We start from the raw sequence: 14,342 nt of genomic DNA, 5'->3' as shown, positions 1-14,342 counted from the left end.
CACATGAGTGATCCGTCTTACACCTACGACGACGGGAGCGGCCTCGCGGCCCTCGCGTTCCTGATCGTTCTTCTGCCCCTGCTGCTCATCAGCATCTTCGCGGGCTACATCATCTCGTCGTTCTTCCTCATGAAGATCTTCGAGAAGGCCGGAGTGCAGGGCAAGTGGCGCGCCTGGGTACCGATCTACAACACCCTCGTGGCCGCGAAGCTCGGCGACGTCTCGCCCTGGGCCTACCTGATCGTGGTCGTCGGTGCCAGCGTCCTGAGCAACATCCCGGTCATCGGCTTCGTCTTCGGTCTCGTCGCGGTCGCGGCCAGCATCGTGGTCGCCTGGCGCATCGGTCTGAAGTTCGGCAAGGACTGGCCGCTGCTGCTGCTGTGGCTCATCCCCGGCATCGGGACGCTGATCTGGCTCGGCATCCTCGCGTTCGGTTCCGCCCGCTGGAACCCGGCCATCGCGCCGGCGCCGTGGGCGAACACCATCGCCGCGGACAAGACCGTCTGGGAGGGTGTGCCGGTGCAGCCCGGCCAGCAGGTCACCGGCGGCCCCGGCTACGGCGGCCCCGGCTACGGCGGCCCCGCAACCGGCTCCACGCCTCCGCCGGCTCCGGGCACCACGCCCCCGCCGCCCGCTCCGCCGCAGTACTGATCCGGGGGAGGGCCTCTCGCGCGTGCGAGGGGCCCTTCGTCGTCGCCGCGGCCGGAGGTGTCGATCGGGACCGGCGAGGGGCTGCCTCGGGGTTGATCCGAGCGGAAGGTGAGATGCGCCCAGGGGACCGGGGCGACCCCCGGATGGACCGACCCCGAGGGGGAGGTTCGCGGCTCGCGTCCAGGCGTCTACTAGGATGACAGAGCCGCGCGGTTCCGCCGGCGCTGTCGTCGGCCAACCGGAGGATCGTTCGTGCCCGAGGTGACCACCCACACGCGCAACGTCCCGTTGGGGTCGACGACGCTGGAGCTGTCGTGGGCTGCGGGCACCGACACCGGTCGGCGGCGCGAGGTCAATCAGGATGCCGTCCTCGCCGAGTTCCCGCTCTTCGTCGTCGCCGACGGAATGGGCGGTCATCTGGGCGGAGAGATCGCCAGTGCGAGCACGGTCGACCGTCTGCGTGCCGTCGTGGAAGGGGGCGCGGTCTCGACGAAGAACATCGAGAAAGCCTTGTCCCGCGCGGTGAAAGACATCGTCTCGCATCCCGAGACCACCGACGAGGGCACCGGGACGACACTCACCGGGGTCTACCTCGAAACGCATACCGAAGAGCCCCACTGGGTCACCCTGAACATCGGCGACTCGCGGGTGTACGTGCTGCGCGACGGCGAGATCGTGCAGGTCACCACCGATCACTCCGTCGTCCAAGAACTCATCGCCGCGGGTCGGCTCAGCCCCGAAGAGGCCGAGAACCACCCGTACGGCAACGTCATCACCCGCGCCGTCGGACCCAGCGACAGCGTCAAGCCCGACTACCTGCGACTCGACGTCCTCGACGGCGATCGGTTCGTGATCTGCTCGGACGGGCTCACCAAAGAGCTCACCGACTTCGGCATCCGTCACTTCCTCGAGGCCAACTCCGACCCCGCCGCCGCCGTCGAGGCGATGATGGCGGCTGCCCTCGAGAACGGCGGCCGCGACAACATCACCATCGTCATCCTCGACGTCGTGCGCCGCGACGCCTGACATCCCGACGTCCCTGCGGCCGTGACGCCCGCCGTCTGCGCCCGCCCGCCCCGGCGTCGCTGAGATCGCCGCGCCGCCCGACGGCCCCGCCGCGACGCGCGATCACGTGGTGCGCCCGAGGCCGGCGCGACGGCGACGCCTGACATCGCGCCTCGCCCGACTCGACGCCTGCGCTTGACCGCGGTGGGCCACGGATCCTACGTTCAGGACATGACCGCTGCACCCGAACGCACGGCCGGCAAGGGCCTGGCCTCCGGCACCCTGGGGTTGTGGGGCTCGACCGTGATCGGTCTCGCATCCACGGCCCCGGTGTACTCCCTCGTGGCCACCCTGGGCTTCGTCGTGCTCGCCGTGGGGTCCTCGGCACCCATCGCCTTCATCATCGCGTTCGTCCCGATGCTGTTCATCGCGTTCGCCTACCGCGAGCTGAACAACGATGTGCCCGACTGCGGCACGACGTTCACGTGGAGCACCAAGGCTTTCGGGCCGTGGATCGGGTGGATGGGCGGGTGGGGCGTGGCCGTGGCCGGCATGGTGGTGCTGGCGAACCTCTCCCAGATCGCAGGCATCTACCTGTGGTCGCTGTTCGGCGACGGGTCCCTGGCGGAGAACGTGCCGCTCGTCACGGCGACGGGTGTCGCCTTCATCGCGGCGATGACCTACGTCAGCTACCGCGGGGTGGAGATCGGCGAGCGAATCCAGAACGTCCTGCTCGGGGTGCAATACCTGGTGCTGGCGTTGTTCGTGGTGCTGGCGCTGTGGAAGTTCTTCGACGGCACCGCCCCCCATCCGACCCCGTTCGACTTCGCGTGGTTCAACCCGTTCGGCTTCAGCGACTACAGCGGCTTCATCGAGGCTGTTCTGCTGGCGCTGTTCATCTACTGGGGCTGGGACACCTGTCTCGCCCTCAACGAGGAGACCAAGGACCCCACCCGCATCCCCGGTCGGGCGGCCCTGCTGACGACCGTGATCCTGCTCGGCACGTACGTCACGGTGACCGTGGCAGCCATGATGTACGCCGGTGTCGGCGAAGACGGCTCGGGCCTCGCCAACGCCGAGAACGCCGACGACGTCTTCCTCGCGTTGAAGGACGATCTGTTCGGGCCCTTCGGGTGGGTGCTCATCATCGCGGTGCTCATCTCCGCGGTGTCGTCGACGCAGACGACCATCCTCCCCACCGCGCGCGGAACCCTGGCCATGGCGGCGTACAAGGCCCTGCCGCGCCGTTTCCAGACGGTGCACCCCCGCTACCGCACTCCGTCGTTCTCGACGCTCGTGATGGGCATCGTCGCGAGCGTGTACTACGTAGGCATGACGCTGATCAGCGACAACATCCTGCAGGATTCGATCCTGTCCCTCGGACTAGCGATCGCGTTCTACTACGCGATGACCGGGTACGCCTGCGTCTGGTACTTCCGCCGTGAGCTGACCAGCTCGGCGAAGAACCTCGTCACCCGTGGCATCCTGCCGCTTCTCGGAGCCCTCATGCTCACCTACGCCTTCATCCAGTCGGCGATCGACATGTACGACCCCGAGTACGGCAACACGGTGCTGCTCGGGATCGGGGGGACTTTCGTCGTGGGGATCGGAGCGCTCGCGGTCGGAGTCGTGCTCATGCTGATCTGGTTCGCCTTCCCCGGGGCGAAGCCGTTCTTCCGGGGCGAGAGCCTGAACCGCGACACCGAGGTGCTCGTGCCCGACGAGCCGATCGCCTACCCGAGGTCGGTCGACGGCGGCATCTGAGCCCCGGGTCGTCGCCCTCAGACGGCGGAACGGATGGCGCCGACCTCGTGGCCACCGCCGAGCACCGACAGAGACAGGTGGGAGAGGACGTCGGCAACGGCATCCGGTGCGAGCGCTCCGACACGTTCCAACAGGCGCAGAGCGACCACGTGCCCTGCGCGGTTCGACCCGTCGAGCATCTTCAGGGCGACCGTCGTGCCGTCGGGTGCGGTCATGACCTGAACGCCCTCGGCGCCCATCTTGCTGAAGACGCCGAGACGCTCGATGACGACGGTATCGGGGCGGCCCGGCCCGTCGATCGTCCAGGGGTGCTCGCGCACGGCGCGCACCAGTGTTCCGGCGCTGCGGTGCAGGGCGAAGGGCGACCGCTCCGACGACGTCGCGATGCGCTGGATGGCACGCGCCAGGCCCACGAGGCTCATCGCGTAGACCGGTGCTCCGCAGCCGTCGATCGCGGTGGTGGTGAGTCGCTCGCCGACGAGACGCTCGATCACCTCGCGGATGTGCACCTGAAGGGGGTGCTGGGGATCGAGATACCCCTCGGTCGCCCACCCGTTCGCGACGCAGGTGAGCAGCATGGCCGCGTGCTTGCCCGAGCAGTTCATGCGCAGCGGCGAGGGCGCACCATGGTCGCGTACGATTTCGTCGCGCGACGCGGTGTCGGTCGGCCACGCGGCGGGGCAGCCCAGGTCGTCCTCGGTCAGTCCCGCCGACTGCAGGATGCCGCGGGCGACCTCGACGTGCCGCTCGGTGCCGCAGTGACTCGCCATCGAGATCGCGAGTCGCTCGTCGGCGAGGTCGACCCCGGCTGACAGGCACGCGAGCGCCTGCAGGGGCTTCATGCTCGAACGGGGGAGGAAGGCGGCCGTGGCGTCGCCGAGGGCGAGCTTCTCGGACCCGTCGGGGGCGAGTACGACCGCGACACCGTGGTGCCGTGACTCGGGAAATCCGTTGCGGTCGACGACGGCGAGCTCGGCGAAAGCGGGGGGCGTGGGCATCCTTCCATCGTATCCCGGACACCTCCAGGGGCACCGGTGGCGCCGGGGCGAACCCGCGAGGGCGAGCGGCCCGAACAGGAACCGGGGGCGGCAGACTGGGGGCATGAACGGAGAGCATCACTATCGCTTGCGATCGACCTGGACCGGCGACCGGGGGAGCGGCACCAGCGGCTACCGCGACTACGACCGCGCCGTCACCCTCGAGGTCAAGGGCAAGCCGGTCATCGCGGCATCCGCCGACAAACCCTTCCGGGGCGACCCGGCCAAGTGGAACCCCGAGGAGTTGCTGCTCGCGGCTCTCAGCGAGTGCCACCTGTTGTCCTACCTGCACGCGTGCACCACGACCGGGGTCGTCGTCACCGCGTACGAGGACGACGCGATCGGCACGATGCAGGAGGACGGCAACAGCGGCGGAGCGTTCACCGAGGTGGTGCTGCGCCCCCGCGTGCGAGTCGCGGACGAGTCGATGGTGGATGCCGCCCGCGCGGCGCATCGACAGGCGCGCGAGTGGTGCTTCATCGCGAACTCGGTCAACTTCCCCGTCCGACACGAGCCGGAGATCACCGTCGGCTGAGGGTGACGCGCGGGGAGGGCGATGGCGACCGGCGGCACCGGAGACGGCGGTGCGGGAGCGGCGTCGTACAGTAAGCGCATGCAGCTCGAACCCGCCCTGCGCCGCCTCGACCGATTCGCCGGCGGGCGCATGGCCCACCATCGCGTGGCCGTCTCCGAGGAGCCGAAGGTCGGGCGCGCGTTCCGCGCGATGACCCTCCTGCTGGCCGCCGGCTTCGTGCTCGGCGTCGCGACCGTGGCCATCGCCTTCGTGATGACGCTGAACGGCGACGACGTCGGGTTCGCGGTGTGGATGCGCTGCCTCGTGGTGCCGGCGATCACCACCACGCTGTTCTACTTCCTCTGGCGGGCGCGGGCGGGATGGTACTGGGCGTTCCGGCGTCTGCAGCTGTTCAGCCGCATCTTCCCCGTCGTCGCGCTCGTCCTCGCGGCTATCCCCGGCCTCTACCCGTTCTGGGTGGTCACCGAACAGATCCTCTTCGCGATCCTGCTGATCGGAGTCTCGGACTACCTGCAGTCGGATGCGGTGCGCGCGGCGTTCCCGAAGCCGAAGCGCTGACCGAACGGACACCATGAGAACGGGCACTCCTCGGGGGCTCGGTCCGTTCGGCAGGCTCGGGGACCGGGAGCGGCGCCGCGGGTGTCATCGATCCGCTCTCCGTGGCATCCGGGATCCGACGGTGCAGGATGCGCGGATCGCCGAGTGCGAGCAGGCCCCGCCCGAGAAAGGGAGAACCCCGCCGGCAAAAGCCGACGGGGTTCTCGAGAGCGGGGTCAGCGGACGTCGTCGTCGACCCAGTCCATCGACTTGGTGACGGCCTTCTTCCACAGGCGCAGCTCGCGGTCGCGCTCGCCGGAGTCCATGTTCGGCTCCCAGCGCTTGTCCTCCTGCCAGTTCGCGCGGAGGTCGTCGAGGTTGTCCCAGAAGCCCACGGCGAGACCCGCGGCGTATGCGGCGCCGAGCGCCGTGGTCTCGGCGACGACGGGGCGAACAACCGGGACGCCGAGGATGTCGGCCTGGAACTGCATGAGCTCGTCGTTGGCGGTCATGCCGCCGTCGACCTTGAGCTCGGTCAGATCAACGCCCGAGTCGGCGTTCACGGCCTCGAGCACCTCGCGGGTCTGGAAGGCCGTGGCCTCCAGCGCCGCGCGGGCGATGTGGCCCTTGTTGACGAAGCGGGTCATGCCGACGATGGCGCCACGGGCGTCGGGACGCCAGTAGGGCGCGAAGAGCCCCGAGAACGCCGGGACGAAGTACACCCCGCCGTTGTCGTCGACGGTACGGGCCAGGGCCTCCACCTCGGGGGCCGAGGAGATGATGCCCAGCTGGTCGCGCAGCCACTGGATGAGCGAGCCGGTGACGGCGATCGATCCCTCGAGCGCGTAGTGCGCGGGCTGATCGCCCAGCTTGTACCCGAGGGTGGTCAGCAGACCGTTCTTCGACCGGACGATCTCTTCACCCGTCTGGAAGATGAGGAAGTTGCCGGTTCCGTAGGTGTTCTTGCTCTCGCCCGGGTCGTATGCGGCCTGCCCGAAGGTCGCGGCCTGCTGGTCGCCGAGGATGCCGGCGATCGGCGTCTCGCGGAGCAGCGACGACGACTCCACCGCGCCGTACACCTCGGAGGAGGAGCGGATCTCGGGCATCATCGAGCGCGGTACGCCGAAGTCCGAGAGGATGTCGTCGCGCCAGGAGAGCGTTTCGAGGTCCATGAACAGCGTGCGGCTGGCGTTGGTGACGTCGGTCGCGTGGACCCCGCCGTCGGTCCCGCCGGTGAGGTTCCACAGCACCCAGGTGTCGGTGGTGCCGAAGATGAGGTCGCCGGATTCGGCTTTGTCGCGGGCGCCGTCGACGTTCTCGAGAATCCAGACGATCTTGGTGCCCGAGAAGTAGGTCGCCAGCGGCAGACCCACGATGCTCTTGTAGCGCTCGGGGTCGCCGTCGGCGAGGCGGTCGACGATCGACTGCGTGCGCGTGTCCTGCCAGACGATGGCGTTGTAGACGGGCTTACCGGTGTTCTTGTCCCAGACCACGGCGGTCTCGCGCTGGTTGGTGATGCCCACCGCGGCGATGTCGTGTCGGGTGATGTCGGCGCGGCTGAGGGCCAGGCCGATCACCTCCTGGGTGTTGCGCCAGATCTCGAGCGGGTCGTGCTCGACCCAGCCGGCGCGGGGGAAGATCTGCTCGTGCTCCTTCTGTCCGACGGAGACGACGCTCCCGGACTTGTCGAAGATCATCGCGCGCGTCGAGGTCGTGCCCTGGTCGATGGCGAGGACGTAGTCAGCCATGAAGTGACTCCTTTGTCTTGTTTCGGGGGAAGAGGTGGAAAAGCGGGTCGGGGGCCGGCGGCGCCCCGGGGATTACGAGCTGAGGCCGAGGAGCACCGGAGCCAGCAGTCCGGCGAGCAGACCACCGACGAGGGGGCCGGCCACGGGGACCCAGGCGTAGCCCCAGTCACTGCCGCCCTTGCCCTTGATGGGCAGGATCGCGTGGGCGATGCGGGGTCCGAGGTCACGGGCGGGGTTGATCGCGTAGCCGGTCGGGCCACCCAACGAGGCGCCGATGCCGACGACGAGCAGGGCCACGGGGACGGCAGCCAGACCGCCGATGCCGCCCGGGACGCCGATGTCGGCCACGCCGTAGTCGCTGAAGCCGAAGATCACGAACACCAGGACGAAGGTGGCGATGACCTCGGTGAGGAAGTTGAAGCCGTAGGAGCGGATGGCGGGGCCGGTGGAGAAGACGCCGAGCTTGGCGGCGGGGTCGGGCTCGTCGTCGAAGTGCTGCTTGTAGGACGCCCAGGCGAGCACGGCGCCGAGGATGGCACCCACCATCTGCGCGGCGACGGCCACGAGGAACTGGACGAAGACGATCTTGCCGGCCACCAGCAGGCCGATCGAGACGGCGGGGTTCAGCTGTGCCCCGGAATACGCGGAGACGATGACACCGGCGAAGACCGCCAGACCCCATCCCCAGTTGACCATCAGGAATCCGCCGGCGTTGCCCTTGGTCTTGGCCAGTGCCACGTTCGCGACCACGCCGCAGCCCAGCAGGATGAGCATCGCGGTGCCGACCACCTCCGAGAGGAAGTACAGCCCCAGGTTCACTTCTTGCATGTCGTCATCGACCTTTCTTCGGTCACCCGGACAACTTCGGCGCGGGTGATGTTGTGCGGCTCAGTGCTCTGAACCTACGACCGGCGTGCGGGCGCGCAACAGACGGCGCGCCCGCACGTTCTCTCAGATTCGAGCGACCCCGGCCTGCGCGAGGTCCACGCGGTGCGCGGACCGCAGGATCTCCGTGGTGCGGGTGACTTCCTCGTCGATGCGGTCGGCGTCCCACCCGAGCGGTGCCGCGATCGTCTCGGCGACCTCGCGGAGCGTGCGATCGGTCATGCCGCCGACGAACGCCAGGTGCGTCCGGCGCAGCAGCACGTCGATGAGGTGCACGACCTGCTCGTTCTCGGCGATCCAGGTGAGCTCTTCCCGGTAGTAGCCGGGGGCGTCGGGGACCGGGGTCGGCTCCGACGGCAGGGCGGCGAGGATGGCGTCCGCACGGGTACCGTAGCGCTCGAGCATCGCTTCGACGAGGTCGGCGTCGTGCGCATTCGTGCGCGCGGAGACCCAGCGACGACGCTGCTCGGGGGTGGCCGGGAATCCGGCGCCGCCGCCGATGGGCAGCCCCTGCGTGCTGACGCGATGCGGCCGACGCAGTTTCTGCAGCGTCTTCATGCTCAGGTGCTCGGCGAGGGCGCGGAAGGTGGTCCACTTGCCACCGACGAGACTCATGGCGGGAACGCCGGCGATCTCGTCCTCGACGATGCGGTAATCCCTCGACACGAAGCCGGGGGCGGTGTCGTCATGGCGGGGGAGCGGACGGATGCCCGAGAACGTGTAGACGATCTGGGAGCGGTCCACTCCGATGTTCGGGAACACATGTCCGATGAGGTCGAAGAAGTAGGCGATCTCGTCGTCGGTGCACACGACCGGCTTGGACGGATCGGCGTCGATGTCGGTGGTGCCGACGAGCACGCGCCCCTTGAGCGGGTAGATGAGGACGATGCGGCCGTCGGAGTGTTCGAAGAAGATCTCGCGTCCCCCGGTGGCTGCGAGCAGCTCGGGGTTGTCGAGGACGATGTGCGAGCCCTTGGTGCCGCCCATGAAGGTCGTCTCGAGTCCCATGGCCGCGTTGGCCAGGTCGGTCCAGGGGCCGGCCGTGTTCAGCACGACCTTCGCCCTGACGCTGAACTCCTCGCCCGAGACCTCGTCGCGGACGCGGACGCCGTCGGCGTCGGCTCCCACGGCCGAGATGTAGTTCACGGCCTGCGTGCGACCCGCACCGGCTTCGATGCCGTCGCGCAGCACGTCGAGGGCGATGCGCTCCGGGTCGTGCATGGAGGCGTCGAAGTAGGTCGCGGTGTAGGCGAGGTCGGAATTGAGCTGCGGGAGCTCGGCCAGCGACTTCTTCTTGCCCAGGAACTTGTGACGGGGGACGCTGCCACCGTCGCGGGAGAAGGTGTCGTACATGATGAGGCCGACCTTGATCAGCAGGGCGCCGCGCTCGTTCGGCTTACCGCGGCCGTGCGTGACGAGCAGACGGAAGGGAGCGGAGAGGATGCCGGAGAAGGTCTTGTAGATCGGGATCGTGGTCTCGAGCGGCTTGACGTAGTGAGGAGCGGTCTTGAGCAGATCGTTGCGCTCGGTCACCGCCTCCTTCACGAGGCGGAACTCGCCGTTCTCGAGGTAGCGGATGCCGCCGTGCACCATGTGGCTCGACGCCGAGGACGCTCCCGAGACGAAGTCGCCCCGTTCGACGAGGGCGACCCGCACGCCCTGCAGGGCGAGGTCGCGGAGAGTGGCGAGGCCGTTGATGCCCCCGCCGATGATCAGGACGTCGAGGTCTTCGGCGTCACGGAGCGCCTGCACATCGGCGCGGAGCGGAGTTGCGGGGGACGACATGTCGACTGCGACCTTTCGTTGGGGTACACGATGAGGATGCGCCTGTCTGCACGTTGTTGCAAGCCCCTTGAACAAACGTGCAGAATGGGTCCTGTGAAGGCGATGAGACCGTGACGACGCAGGCCGAGGAGCGCTCCCGCGATGCACTGCGCGCGGCGCAGCTGTATTACATGCAGGACCTCACGATGGATGCCATCGCCCACGAGATGCGCGTCTCGCGCTCGTCGGTGTCGCGTCTTCTGCAGCACGCCCGTGACGTGGGACTCGTCACGATCTCGATCAGTCCTCCCGACGACGCCCGCGGGCAGATGGCCCAACGCATCGCCGACCGGTTCGGCATCACCGCGCACGTCGTGCCGACGCCCGCACGGACCTCCGAGGCGGAGCGCCTCGAGCGGACGGCGCTGACCGCGGCGCGCATCCTCGCCGAGCGCGTCGAGTCATCCATGACCGTCGGGGTGGCGTGGGGGTCGACCCTGTCGGCGGTGGCTCGGCACGTGCCGCTCAAAGACGTGCACGACACCCACATCGTGCAGATGAACGGAGCCGCGAACGTCCGCACCTCCGGCATCCCGTACGCCGGGGAGATCCTGTCGAAGTTCGGCGCGGCGTGGTCGTCGTCGGTGCACCAATTCCCGGTGCCGGCGCTGTTCGACGACCCGCGCACCAAGCACGCCATGTGGCGGGAGCGCTCGGTGCGGTCGGTGCTGGAGATCCAGCAGCGGGTGGGGCTGTTCGTCTTCGGCCTCGGCTCACCCCACGCCGACGTCCCGTCGCACGTCTACAGCGGCGACTACTTCGACGAACGCGACCGTGCGGTGATCGAGCGGGAGGGGGTCGTCGGCGACTGCGCGACGGTGTTCTACCGTGCGGACGGGTCCAGCGACATCCCGGAGCTGAACGCCCGCTCCAGCGGGCCCGACCTCGACACCGTCCGCCGCATTCCCCGGCGGTTCTGCGTCGTCTCGAGCCTGTCGAAGCTCGACGGTCTGCGGGGGGCCCTCGCCGCGGGACTGATCACCGAGCTCGTCGTCGAGGAGGCGCTGGCGCGCCGTCTGCTCAGCGTCACCCGCTGAGCACACCGGGGTCGCGAGGTCCGGATTCAGAGCTCGCCGAAGCCGTCGTCGATGAGCGCGCGGAGTTCGGCGAGCGCGGGTCTGGCCTGCGGTCCCGTCGCGCTCACACGCACGCGCGACCCCTGTCGCACCCCCAGGGCCATGAGTGCGAGCAGACTGCGCGCCGACACCTCATCGCCGCCCGCGTCGAGGTCGACGATGCGGACATCGGCGTCGTACCGCGACGCGGCTTTGACGAAGGTCGCGGCGGGCCGTGCGTGCAGGCCCGACGGATTCGTGACGACCGCCTCGAACGACTCCGCCTCCTGCGACCCGTCCGCGGATACCGGGCCGCCGTCGTCCGGAACGCGCCCGCCTTCCGGCGCATCGGCGGCCTCGCCGAGCTGACGTCGCTTCGCGTCGCCCGCGTCGGACACCTCAGCCGCCACCGCCGTGAGATCCGCCCCGCTCGTGGCCGTGACCACCGCGGCGACGAGCCCCTCCACGAACGGCGCCGAACTCAACCGCACCCGGTCGGGAGCGCCGACGAACTCGAGCGCCGTCTCGGCGCTGAGGATTGCCGAGCCCAGGTCCATGAGCACGAGCACGCCGTCGCCCGTGTCGGCCTCGTCGACGGCGGCGGCGATGGCCACGGCATCCGTCCCGAGATCGCCGTCGGGGCCGCCCGCGGCCACCCGCACCACCGGCGGCTCGGCGCCGCCCATCTGGAGAGCGAGCTCGACCGCCGCCTCGGCCAGGGTGCGGCTGTGCGAGACGGCGACGATCCCGATCACTCGGCGCCCGCCAGCGTGTCGCGCAGCGCCTCGAGGAGCAGGGTCGCCGAGGTCGCCCCCGGATCGAGATGCCCGGCGCTGCGCTCGCCCAGGTAGCTCGCGCGCCCCTTGCGGGCGACCAGTGGTTCGGTCGCGTCGCGACCGCGCGCGGCTGCCTCCGCGGCCGCACGGGCGGCCTCGGCCGGGGTGGCGCCGCCGCCGGCCGCGGCGTCCCAGGCATCCAGGGCCGGGAGGAGGGCGTCGATCATCGTCTTGTCTCCGAGCTCTGCCTTGCCGCGGGCGACGACGCCCTCGACTCCCGCGCGGAGGGCGGCCCCGAGCGCGGCGGCATCCGCATCGTCGGACGACAGGGCGGGGCCCATGCGCAGGAACAGCGTCCCGTACAGGGGGCCGCTGGCGCCGCCGACAGAGGAGACCAAGATCATGCCGACGGTCTTGAAGAGTTCGGGGGCGCTCGCCGGCGTCTCGCCGAGTTTGGCCACCACCGCGTCGAGGCCGCGCGCCATATTGGAGCCGTGGTCGGCGTCGCCGATCTCGGAGTCGAGCCGCGTGAGTTCGTCCTTGTGCTGCTGAACGGCGTCGCGGAACGCACGGATCCACGCCACCAGGTCGTCGGTCGAGACGGTGCCGCTCATGCGCCCCACCGCAGGCCCGGCGTCACGACGGGGGCGTCCCACAGGCGGATCATCTCGTCGTCGGCCTTCACGACCGTGAGCGATGCCCCGGCCATGTCGAGGCTGGTGATGTAGTCGCCGATCAGCACCCGCTGCACCTCGACGCCTGCCGCGGCGAGCAGCGGAGCGATCTCTGCGTACAGCAGGTACTGCTCGATGAGCGGGGTGCCGCCCAGGCCCGACAGCAGCACGATCGCCGGACCCACGGGGTCGCCGAAATCATGCACGATCGGGTCGACCATCAGCCCGGCGATCTCGTGGGCGGATGCCAGCTTCACGCGCGAGCGACCGGGCTCGCCGTGGATGCCGACGCCGACCTCCATCTCGTCGTCCGGGAGCTCGAAGGTGGGGCGGCCCGCGGCGGGAACGGTGCAGCTGGTCAGGGCCACGCCCATCGACCGGCCCGCGGACGAGACGCGTCGCGCGAGCTCGGCGACGGCGGAGAGGTCGGCTCCCTCCTCCGCGAGGGCGCCGACGATCTTCTCGAGGATGACGGTGGTGCCGGTGCCGCGACGGCCGGCGGTCCAGGTGGAGTCCGTGACGGCGACGTCGTCGGCGACGACGACCGACTCGACCTGCACGCCCTCGGCCGCGGCGAGCTCGGCCGCCATCTCGAAGTTCAGCACGTCGCCGGTGTAGTTCTTCACGATGTGCAGCACTCCGGCCCCGGAGTCCACTGCCTGCGTCGCCGCGAGCACCTGGTCGGGGGTCGGAGACGTGAACACCTCACCGGCGGCGGCCGCGTCGAGCATGCCTCGTCCCACGAACCCGCCGTGCAGCGGCTCGTGGCCGGAACCTCCACCCGACACTAGTGCGACCTTCCCCTGGCGGGTCGGCTCCGCGCGCGAGATGACGCGGTTCTCGGCATCCACCTTCAGCTCGGGGTAGGCGGCGTCGATTCCCCGCAGGGCCTCGGCCAGTACATCGCCCGGGTCGTTCACGAACTTCTTCACGGTGCCTCCTCGTCGTGGCGTGGACGGCGCGAGCCGTCGCACACCCGACGATGCTCGTCGGTCGCCGCCGCGTCAAGGGTGCGCGGCGCGAAGTCAGAGGCGTTCGTGCGGGAGGACCTGCTTGATGCGCTCGATCGGATTCTGCGCGGGGGCCTCGTTGTAGGCGCCCGCGAGTTCCTGCTCGCTGAGGGCGTGGATCGCGGCCATGATCTCGTCCGTCGCCCCGCGGCGGGCGCGTCCCGACGATGCGGGACCGTGAGGCGACAGATCGAGCGGGGCGCCGAAGCGCACCGTGATGCGCGGCTTCGTGCTCGGGAACTTCGCACCGACGGGCATGACCGCATCCGTCCCGATGAGGCCCACGGGCACGACGGGCGCACCGGTCTGCAGCGCGAGGAAGGCGACTCCGGTGCGGCCCTTGTACAGTCGACCGTCGAGTGAGCGCGTGCCCTCGGGGTACAGCGCCACCGCGCGGCCGTCTTCGAGAAGGGCGCGCTGCTGGTCGAGGGCCTCGAGCGCTTTCTGGCCCGCTCCCCGTTCGACGCCGATCGCGCCGATCGCGGTGAAGAACTGCCGTGACGCCCACTTCTCGAAGTACGCGGCCTTCGCCATGAAGTGCACCGGCCGGGGGGCGGCCACCGGGATCGCGATGGAATCGATGAACGACAGATGGTTGCTGGCGAAGATGACGGGACCGGTGCGCGGGACGTTCTCACGGCCCTCCACACGGGGTCGGTAGACGGCGCGGGCCAGCGGCGCGATGAGGGAGCGCCCGAGGAGGTACGTGACGCCCATCTGCTGCGGCCGTGCTGCGGGGGGTTCGGCGGGCAGGTCGGAACTCACCCGATGAGATTACTCGCCGCTGCATACCGGCGCGCGCATGGGGACTCCCAGCCGCGGCAAAGCGGAATGCGCAAAG

Annotated in this window: 14 protein-coding genes; 6 read left to right on the top strand and 8 right to left on the bottom strand. The window is 69.7% G+C overall.

Annotated features, from left to right (window positions below):
- Positions 1–3: 3 nt before the first annotated feature.
- The 3 genes from ACTJJP_RS04205 to ACTJJP_RS04195 all read left to right on the top strand — a co-directional run bounded on the left by ACTJJP_RS04205 (position 4) and on the right by ACTJJP_RS04195 (position 3,420).
- Positions 4–651 carry a large exoprotein gene (locus tag ACTJJP_RS04205; RefSeq protein WP_440773776.1) on the top strand — a complete coding sequence of 216 codons (648 nt, stop codon included), beginning with the start codon at positions 4–6 and terminating at the stop codon, positions 649–651.
- 252 nt (positions 652–903) lie between these two features.
- The gene (locus tag ACTJJP_RS04200; RefSeq protein ID WP_440773775.1) at positions 904–1,677 is read left to right on the top strand and encodes a PP2C family protein-serine/threonine phosphatase; all 774 of its coding nucleotides are present in this window, start codon (positions 904–906) and stop codon (positions 1,675–1,677) included.
- Between the two features lie 210 nt (positions 1,678–1,887).
- Complete coding sequence (locus ACTJJP_RS04195; protein ID WP_440773774.1) at positions 1,888–3,420, top strand: APC family permease; 1,533 nt, start codon at positions 1,888–1,890, stop codon at positions 3,418–3,420.
- Between the two features lie 17 nt (positions 3,421–3,437).
- Here the strand turns inward: ACTJJP_RS04195 and ACTJJP_RS04190 are convergent, their stop codons facing one another.
- Entirely contained in the window at positions 3,438–4,418 is a 981-nt protein-coding gene (locus ACTJJP_RS04190) for an asparaginase (protein ID WP_440773773.1), read from the bottom strand.
- 103 nt (positions 4,419–4,521) lie between these two features.
- Between ACTJJP_RS04190 and ACTJJP_RS04185 the strand changes: the two genes are divergently transcribed.
- Positions 4,522–4,992 carry an OsmC family protein gene (locus ACTJJP_RS04185; protein WP_440773772.1) on the top strand — a complete coding sequence of 157 codons (471 nt, stop codon included), beginning with the start codon at positions 4,522–4,524 and terminating at the stop codon, positions 4,990–4,992.
- 78 nt (positions 4,993–5,070) lie between these two features.
- A complete protein-coding gene (locus ACTJJP_RS04180; protein ID WP_440773771.1) occupies positions 5,071–5,550 on the top strand; it encodes a hypothetical protein in 480 nt (159 codons plus the stop codon).
- A gap of 215 nt (positions 5,551–5,765) precedes the next feature.
- Here the strand turns inward: ACTJJP_RS04180 and glpK are convergent, their stop codons facing one another.
- The 3 genes from glpK to ACTJJP_RS04165 form a co-directional block, all read right to left on the bottom strand.
- Positions 5,766–7,277 (bottom strand): glycerol kinase GlpK, encoded by a 1,512-nt coding sequence (gene glpK / locus ACTJJP_RS04175; protein WP_440773770.1) that lies wholly within the window; start codon positions 7,275–7,277, stop codon positions 5,766–5,768.
- A gap of 72 nt (positions 7,278–7,349) precedes the next feature.
- Positions 7,350–8,105, bottom strand: a complete 756-nt coding sequence (locus ACTJJP_RS04170) for an MIP/aquaporin family protein (protein ID WP_440773769.1) — start codon at positions 8,103–8,105, stop codon at positions 7,350–7,352.
- A gap of 123 nt (positions 8,106–8,228) precedes the next feature.
- Entirely contained in the window at positions 8,229–9,947 is a 1,719-nt protein-coding gene (locus tag ACTJJP_RS04165) for an FAD-dependent oxidoreductase (RefSeq protein WP_440773768.1), read from the bottom strand.
- A 110-nt stretch (positions 9,948–10,057) separates the two neighbouring features.
- Here ACTJJP_RS04165 and ACTJJP_RS04160 point away from each other — a divergent pair, with 110 nt between their 5' ends.
- Positions 10,058–11,023, top strand: coding sequence for a sugar-binding domain-containing protein (locus ACTJJP_RS04160; protein WP_183418123.1), 966 nt, complete (start codon positions 10,058–10,060; stop codon positions 11,021–11,023).
- A gap of 26 nt (positions 11,024–11,049) precedes the next feature.
- On the opposite strand, the gene dhaM is transcribed toward ACTJJP_RS04160, so the two are convergent.
- The 4 genes from dhaM to ACTJJP_RS04140 all read right to left on the bottom strand — a co-directional run bounded on the left by dhaM (position 11,050) and on the right by ACTJJP_RS04140 (position 14,266).
- The gene (gene dhaM / locus ACTJJP_RS04155; RefSeq protein ID WP_440773767.1) at positions 11,050–11,796 is read right to left on the bottom strand and encodes a dihydroxyacetone kinase phosphoryl donor subunit DhaM; all 747 of its coding nucleotides are present in this window, start codon (positions 11,794–11,796) and stop codon (positions 11,050–11,052) included.
- Positions 11,793–12,431: a dihydroxyacetone kinase subunit DhaL gene (gene dhaL, locus ACTJJP_RS04150; RefSeq protein WP_440773766.1), complete on the bottom strand. Its 639-nt coding sequence runs from the start codon at positions 12,429–12,431 to the stop codon at positions 11,793–11,795. Before dhaL ends, dhaM begins: the two co-directional genes overlap by 4 nt.
- Positions 12,428–13,423, bottom strand: a complete 996-nt coding sequence (gene dhaK / locus ACTJJP_RS04145; RefSeq protein ID WP_440773765.1) for a dihydroxyacetone kinase subunit DhaK — start codon at positions 13,421–13,423, stop codon at positions 12,428–12,430. The genes dhaL and dhaK overlap by 4 nt, the downstream gene beginning before the upstream one ends.
- 93 nt (positions 13,424–13,516) lie before the next feature.
- On the bottom strand, positions 13,517–14,266 hold the full coding sequence (locus ACTJJP_RS04140) for a lysophospholipid acyltransferase family protein (RefSeq protein WP_440773764.1): 750 nt from the start codon (positions 14,264–14,266) through the stop codon (positions 13,517–13,519).
- Between the last annotated feature and the right edge of the window lie 76 nt (positions 14,267–14,342).

This window comes from Microbacterium sp. 22296, from assembly GCF_052045385.1.
Lineage (GTDB): Bacteria > Actinomycetota > Actinomycetes > Actinomycetales > Microbacteriaceae > Microbacterium.
This window is presented reverse-complemented; position numbering and strand designations above follow the sequence as displayed.

What these genes read in the sequence shown, in the direction of transcription:
- ACTJJP_RS04195 (WP_440773774.1), top strand. Translation starts at nt 1,888, where the DNA reads ATGACCGCTGCACCCGAACGCACGGCCGGCAAGGGCCTGGCCTCCGGC.
- ACTJJP_RS04170 (WP_440773769.1), bottom strand. Translation starts at nt 8,105, where the DNA reads ATGCAAGAAGTGAACCTGGGGCTGTACTTCCTCTCGGAGGTGGTCGGC.
- ACTJJP_RS04205 (WP_440773776.1), top strand. Translation starts at nt 4, where the DNA reads ATGAGTGATCCGTCTTACACCTACGACGACGGGAGCGGCCTCGCGGCC.
- glpK (WP_440773770.1), bottom strand. Translation starts at nt 7,277, where the DNA reads ATGGCTGACTACGTCCTCGCCATCGACCAGGGCACGACCTCGACGCGC.
- dhaL (WP_440773766.1), bottom strand. Translation starts at nt 12,431, where the DNA reads ATGAGCGGCACCGTCTCGACCGACGACCTGGTGGCGTGGATCCGTGCG.
- ACTJJP_RS04185 (WP_440773772.1), top strand. Translation starts at nt 4,522, where the DNA reads ATGAACGGAGAGCATCACTATCGCTTGCGATCGACCTGGACCGGCGAC.
- ACTJJP_RS04180 (WP_440773771.1), top strand. Translation starts at nt 5,071, where the DNA reads ATGCAGCTCGAACCCGCCCTGCGCCGCCTCGACCGATTCGCCGGCGGG.
- ACTJJP_RS04165 (WP_440773768.1), bottom strand. Translation starts at nt 9,947, where the DNA reads ATGTCGTCCCCCGCAACTCCGCTCCGCGCCGATGTGCAGGCGCTCCGT.
- ACTJJP_RS04190 (WP_440773773.1), bottom strand. Translation starts at nt 4,418, where the DNA reads ATGCCCACGCCCCCCGCTTTCGCCGAGCTCGCCGTCGTCGACCGCAAC.